Source organism: Pseudothermotoga sp. U03pept, assembly GCF_051235805.1.
In the GTDB taxonomy this organism is placed as follows: domain Bacteria; phylum Thermotogota; class Thermotogae; order Thermotogales; family DSM-5069; genus Pseudothermotoga_B.
Map to the genome: position 1 here is coordinate 122,444 of NZ_JBPNXV010000002.1, position 6,309 is coordinate 128,752.

6 protein-coding genes are annotated in these 6,309 nt (G+C 40.9%); all 6 read left to right on the plus strand.

Going from position 1 to position 6,309, the window contains the following annotated elements:
* The first annotated feature begins 30 nt into the window (after window positions 1-30).
* Complete coding sequence (locus ACSFC1_RS10485; RefSeq protein WP_435566130.1) at window positions 31-918, plus strand: carbohydrate ABC transporter permease; 888 nt, start codon at window positions 31-33, stop codon at window positions 916-918.
* Window positions 919-1,725, plus strand: a complete 807-nt coding sequence (locus ACSFC1_RS10490; RefSeq protein WP_435566131.1) for a carbohydrate ABC transporter permease — start codon at window positions 919-921, stop codon at window positions 1,723-1,725.
* A 15-nt stretch (window positions 1,726-1,740) separates the two neighbouring features.
* Window positions 1,741-4,107, plus strand: coding sequence for a glycoside hydrolase family 2 protein (locus ACSFC1_RS10495; RefSeq protein WP_435566132.1), 2,367 nt, complete (start codon window positions 1,741-1,743; stop codon window positions 4,105-4,107).
* A gap of 32 nt (window positions 4,108-4,139) precedes the next feature.
* Window positions 4,140-5,144: a LacI family DNA-binding transcriptional regulator gene (locus ACSFC1_RS10500; protein WP_435566133.1), complete on the plus strand. Its 1,005-nt coding sequence runs from the start codon at window positions 4,140-4,142 to the stop codon at window positions 5,142-5,144.
* Window positions 5,145-5,852: 708 nt separating this feature from the next.
* Entirely contained in the window at window positions 5,853-6,095 is a 243-nt protein-coding gene (locus ACSFC1_RS10505; RefSeq protein ID WP_435566134.1) for a sulfurtransferase TusA family protein, read from the plus strand.
* A gap of 15 nt (window positions 6,096-6,110) precedes the next feature.
* The coding region (locus tag ACSFC1_RS10510) for a YeeE/YedE thiosulfate transporter family protein (RefSeq protein ID WP_435566135.1) at window positions 6,111-6,309 on the plus strand (199 nt) is incomplete at its 3' end.

Consider the following 6,309-nt stretch of genomic DNA (forward strand, 5'->3'; position numbering starts at 1 on the left):
TTCTTTGTATTTTTTGCATGGAGGGGTTTTATGGGTGTATATAACAAGAAGAAGCACGCAGCGCTGGCTTATTTGTTTTTCGCACCTTTTGGTGCTTTGCTGATTGTTTTCAAGCTGATACCCTTTGCGAATTCAATCAGAATGGTGTTCTATAAATGGGATATTCTTGGCACTCCACAATTTATAGGTTTTGCAAATTTCACCAAAATGTTTTCCGACAAAGTTTTTCTTTCATCGTTGTGGCACACCTTTTATTTTGTCATTTTAGTAGTTCCACCAATAATGATTTTATCTTTCCTGATTGCCATATTGGCTAACAGCAGAGCATACGGGAAAGGTTTTGTGAGATCTGCCTTTTATCTTCCATACACGCTGACGATATCGGTTGTTTGTTTGACTTGGTCACTACTCTACAATCCCTATTTTGGGTTGATCTCGAAGTTTACAAAGGCTTTAGGACTGAAAACAATCAATTGGCTGGTAGACCCATTTTGGGCTATGCCGGCAATTGCTATAACTACAATCTGGTGGACGATTGGTTTTTGCGTTGTTTTGTACATAGCTGGATTACAACAGATACCATCTTCCTATTACGAAGCTGCTGAACTTGACGGAGCTAACGGTTTTAAGAAAATGATCTTCATCACAATACCACTGCTGAAAAGAGTTCATGTCTTGGTGATCGTCACTCAAATCATCGCTTCACTGCAAATCTTCGGACAAGTCTATATCATGACTGCTGGTGGACCGGCTGGTAAGACTCGAACTGTCATTCAGTACATCTATGAACAAGGTTTCAGGTATTTCAGAATGGGATACGCTCAGAGTATGGCTTTCGTACTCTTTTTGATCATGCTTATATTTGCATACTTCCAACTGCGTTTGATGATTTCCTCTTCGAAAGAGGAGTTGATATAAATGAAAGCGAAAAAATATCTGTTGACAGTTGTGGCGGTAGCGCTTTCTTTGGCGTACTTGATTCCACTTATTTGGATGTTCTTGGCTTCCTTTCAATCGCAAAAGGACATCTTGGCAGGCAAGTGGATACCGTCTGTTTGGTCTCTTGACAACTACAAGATAATACTTCAAAGGGCGAAGATCGGCGCTTGGTTTACAAACAGTTTGATATCTTCCTCTTTGGCTACTCTTGGAATCATCGTTGTTTGCACGTTGGCAGCTTATGCTGTGAGTCGAATGAATTTTCCAGGCAGGAAGTTTCTGTATGTTTTTTCTCTTACTGGATTCATGATACCAAGCCAAGCGATTGCAATTCCTTTGTATCTTATGGTTAGGAGGATGGGCTTAGTCAACAACTTGTTTGGAATAATCTTGCCAGCCTTACCATCTTCGATGGCTGTTTTTATACTATCGCAGTTCATGAAGGCAATACCGGCAGATTATGAAGAAGCCGCACGATTGGACGGAGCAGGTGAGCTGGACATAATGTTCAAAGTAATCTTACCTATGTCCATACCTGCTATCACCACGGTGGCAGTACTTCATTTCACGTGGGTCTGGAATGACTTCTTCTGGCCATTGATCGTCATGACGAACGAGAAGATGTACACATTGCCAGTAGGGCTTGTAGCATTGGCTGGTTCAGATGTGAATATACGATACGGACCCATCATGGCAGCGAATGTGATGGCATCTTTGCCTGTCATAGTTGTTTATCTCTTAATGCAAAGGTATCTAACACGCGGAGTGGTATTAAGCCTGAGATGAAAGGAGTGTACGTTGATGAGAATTACCTTAGATCGAAATTGGAAGCTAATTTACGAAGATGGTTCGGTGAAGAACGATATCTGCCTACCACATGAATTTTCAATAAGTGAGAAGAGTTATCCTAATCCGATCTTCTCTTCAGGTGTGTACGAAAGAGTACTGACAGAGCTGAAGGGCTTAGAGGGCAAGAAGATAGTTTTGAGATTTCACGGCGTTGATTATGCATCACAAATAACTGTAAATGGAAAGCAAGTCTTCAACCATGAAAATGGCTATGACCTTTTTGAGATCGATGTGACGAATTTTCTGAACTTTGATGGTCAGGATTTACTGCAGATTCATGTTTCTGATGTGGATGTATCGAGTAATCCGAGTATTGTCATGGGAAAACAGGATTGGTATGGAAATGCATCTGGAATTTTGCAACAAGTAGAGCTGTGGGTTGTCGATGAAGTTTTCATAAAGTCTGCAAGATTTACGACGATGAAAGATTTGAGAACCATTCGATGCGATATAAGATTCTCCGATGGAAAAGAGCATCCGTTCCGCTTGATTATTTTGGATCCGGCAGGAGAGAAGATTTTTGAGGTACAGCAAAGCAAGACATCCTTCACTTTTCTGGTGGATGAACCAAAGCCTTGGTCTATTGATTCTCCCAGTCTATACACCGCTGTGATTGATTTCGACTGGAACGGCTGTAAAGATCAGTTTAGCTGCAAATTTGGGATCAGGACGATCAGTGTAGAAGCTGACAAGATTCTTTTGAACAATGAACCTGTTTACATCTTCGGTGCCTTAGACCAGAATTTCTATCCTATCACGCATTATGCACTTCCGAAGAGAAATGAGCTTCTAAGCGAACTTTTGAAAGCTAAGGAGATGGGACTGAATCTGCTCAGATTTCACGTGAAAATTCCAGATGATCTGTACTTGGATCTGGCAGATGAACTTGGACTGTTGGTTTGGATCGATCTTCCATATGCAAGGCAGTTGGATGAAAAATCAAAAGCTTATCTGGAAAAACTGCTTGAGAACTTGCTTGAAAGGCATGCCAACCATCCGAGTTTTGTAATTCTCAGTTTGATAAACGAAAGCTGGGGTGTCGATCTTTCAAAGGAAGAAGAAAGAAAATGGCTGAAAGATTTCTACATAAAGGCAAAATCAATCGACCCAACAAGGCTTTACGTTGATAACTCGGCGTGCTGTGGCAATCTTCATGTTTGCTCGGACATAGATGATTATCATTTCTATCACTCTTTTCCATATCATAACAATTTGTGGAAACAGAAAGTAGAAGGTTTTGCGACTGGTGAGTTCAAGAGTTTCTCTGTGCCAAAACAAAGACTTCCCAAGTTGATTTCTGAATTTGGTGTGTGGGGCTTATCTGATCAAAGAGATTGGCTTGGTAACTGGATGAACTTTCCTGTGACTGTGATGGGAATGAAGTTCGATGGATCATCACCACAAGATGCTGTCTCTTTAGCCTGTAGATTTCACAACCTTGAAGATTTCTTCTACCAATCCCAATTGCACCAATTCTTAGGTTTGAAGTATCAAATAGAGCAGATCAGGCTCAAAGAGCAGATATCAGGGTATGTTATCACTGAATTTTCAGACATAGCTTGGGAGGCAAATGGACTTTTGGACTACAACAGAATGCCAAAGTCCTTCTATTCAAAAATGAGGTTTTTAAACAACCCTATTCTGCCCATAATCAGAGATCACAGATCTGTTTTGAAGGCAACAGAAAGGTATTTTGGACATCTGTGTATGGCCAACAGTTCGCCAATGAACTTGGAAGTTAAGATCGTCGTGAGAACGGACATTAAGATCCTCAAAGAAACTAATCTGATCTTGAAAAGATGGTCGCTAACCGATGTGATGGAAATCAACGAGAGCCTCGATGAAGAAACACAGAATCTGTACATAGAAGTCTTCAACGATGGGAGACTTCTGTGTAGAAACTTCTATCCTGTAGCTGTTTTGCAACCAAAGCCAGTAAGTGATGAGATAGTATGGGTAGAAGATGAAGCTTTTCAAGATGATGAACTAATATGTGTCTCTGAGAAGTACAAGGTTCACGGTTTCTTGGAACTATCAGGAGATTGGATAAGCAACATCACCGTTTTCAACACTAAAAGAAATGTCAACATTGCTGCATTTCTATGGGCGCTTGGAGATGTTGCTTCAGAATACTTGCTTCTGAGAAAAGACGCGGCTCAGTTGAGCTCAAATACTTCTTTGATCAGCAGGATTGCAGGTTGGGGTTATGCCTTCGCATCACTTTTGTATGTGAAGGAATCTAATGGCAGAAGAAAGATATATACGACTTTGAAGGACTGTGAGCTATCGAGGTTGCTGATAGGTAGTATACTATTGTAGAAAAGAAAAAGGCAAATTGCAAAGGTGGTTTCATGAAAAAATACGTTACGATGAAAGACATCGCACAACGTGCAGGTGTCTCTGTAAACACCGTTTCAAAGGCATTGAGGGGCAAAAGTGATATAGGTAAAGAGACAAGGCAAAAGATACTCAAGATAGCCAAAGAAATTGGATACATAAAGAACTCGACAGCCTTTGCACTCAGAAGGAGTCAGACGATGACTATCGGTGTTGTTTTGGAAGACAGTTCCAATCCCTTCTTTGCAGAGGTACTCAAAGGTGTAGAGGCAGCTGCCAAGAGATTCGACTATCAATTACTGGTGATGAACACAGAGACAGATCCAAAACTCCAATCGCAGGCAATAACTACGTTATTGGAAAGAAGAGTTGATGGTTTGTTGATAAGTCCTTTTGGTGAGAACACAGAAGACTTTGAAAAACTCTTGAAGATGAACTTTCCCTTCGTTTTGTTAGGGAGACATTTGTACAACCCGCAGATAGATGAAGTCTACAACAACGAGGTCAGAGGTGGATATATGGCAACAGAGCACCTGATCTCAAGAGGTAAAAGACGCTTGCTTTTCATAAACACAGATATGAACAACTCCGCGTCTAAGATGAGGTATGAAGGCTACAAAAAGGCTTTGGCTGAAAATGGAATAGATCTTCCAGAGGATTACCTGATTATAGTGCCGTACAACAAAAACATGGAAGCAGGCTATCAAGGTGTTAGAAAAGCACTGAAGAAAGGACTTCCTTTTGACAGCATTTTGTGTTTCAACGATATGTTTGCCTTCGGTGCCATCAAGGCATTAGACGAAGCTGGAAGAAAGTTGAGAGAAGATGTGTCGGTAGTAGGTTATGACGATATAATCTTTGCACACTTCTTTAGACCACCTTTGACCACTGTGCGCATTCAGAAGTATGAGATGGGTTATGAAGCCACCAAGATGCTCTTGGAACGTGTCAAAGGAAAAAGGAAAAAGCCAAAACAGAAGATCTTGGAGGTTGAGCTGATAGTAAGAGAGAGTACTTGAGAGGTGTATTTCGAGGGAATCTTCTATTTCGTAGATATACCTGAACAATCGCTTCGATGGGTTTTCTTCCGCTCTTTTGAGATCTGAGGTTGTGAGAGGTTTTTCGTTACATTGAATTTTTCTCTTCAGTGAAGGTTTTTTGGTTATTTTCATCCTTTTTTATTGAAGGAGAGCGGTTTTGATAAATTTGTGAAACATATCACTTTCGTATTATATAAATTGGACACAAAAGGCGCCTACCGAGTACTCGGAAAATTGGTTCTGTAAAGTGGCATAGGTCTGCTCTTTTGGAGAGAACTCCAATATTGAGTCTTTGTGAGATGTTGATCTGCTTAGATGCAAACAGATGAATGTATAAGGATTATTCAGCAACACACTTCCACAGAAAAACAAAAGATTATCACGTCGATTCTGGTAAAAGAGAAATCTTTTCCTGAGAACAAAAAACTGCTGTATGAAGAGAGTCTGGTGGCGCAACTGAGAGGCAAAGTTTCTTGAAGAAAAATGAACAAAGACACTCAACGATAGATTTGTGAAGGCGACCACAAGGGTCGCCTTTTTCTTTTTGGTCAGGTGGGATTCAAAGTTGCCTTTTCGGTGGTTGTCGCTTTTACCAAGTCGTAACGGGTACATAATACTGCAGACACCTCTGATGATTACCATAGTCTTGGAAATTGATACTTTTTTCACAAATAGGAGGTGTGGCAGATGGCAAAGTATCAAGTTGCAAAGTCTGTTGATGTTCGCGGAGAAGTATGTCCAGTACCTGATGTTGAAACAAAAAGAGCCCTCAAAGGTATGAAGCCTGGAGAGATCCTCGAGGTATGGATTGATTACCCAATGTCTAAAGAAAGAATCCCTGAGACTGTGAAGAAGATGGGGCACGAAGTTCTCGAAATAGAGGAAGTAGGAGCGAGTGAGTGGAAGATCTATATCAAAGTCAAAGGTTGAAAAGGAGGTGAGCCCATGGTCTGGACAGGCCTTTTGATCGGAGCCGTCTTTGGAATAATACTTCAAAGAGGCCGAATCTGTATAAATTCTGCATTTAGAGATGTTCTCATCTTCAAGGACAATTACCTGATGAAGTTTGCAGCTTTGGCAATAGCGCTTCAGTCCATTACTCTGCTTTTGTTCGCTCAATTTGGCGTCATCAAGCTTTCTGCGA

Coding starts and splice junctions, on each gene's coding strand:
- ACSFC1_RS10500 (WP_435566133.1), top strand. CDS start 4,140: ATGAAAAAATACGTTACGATGAAAGACATCGCACAACGTGCAGGTGTC.
- ACSFC1_RS10485 (WP_435566130.1), top strand. CDS start 31: ATGGGTGTATATAACAAGAAGAAGCACGCAGCGCTGGCTTATTTGTTT.
- ACSFC1_RS10495 (WP_435566132.1), top strand. CDS start 1,741: ATGAGAATTACCTTAGATCGAAATTGGAAGCTAATTTACGAAGATGGT.
- ACSFC1_RS10505 (WP_435566134.1), top strand. CDS start 5,853: ATGGCAAAGTATCAAGTTGCAAAGTCTGTTGATGTTCGCGGAGAAGTA.
- ACSFC1_RS10490 (WP_435566131.1), top strand. CDS start 919: ATGAAAGCGAAAAAATATCTGTTGACAGTTGTGGCGGTAGCGCTTTCT.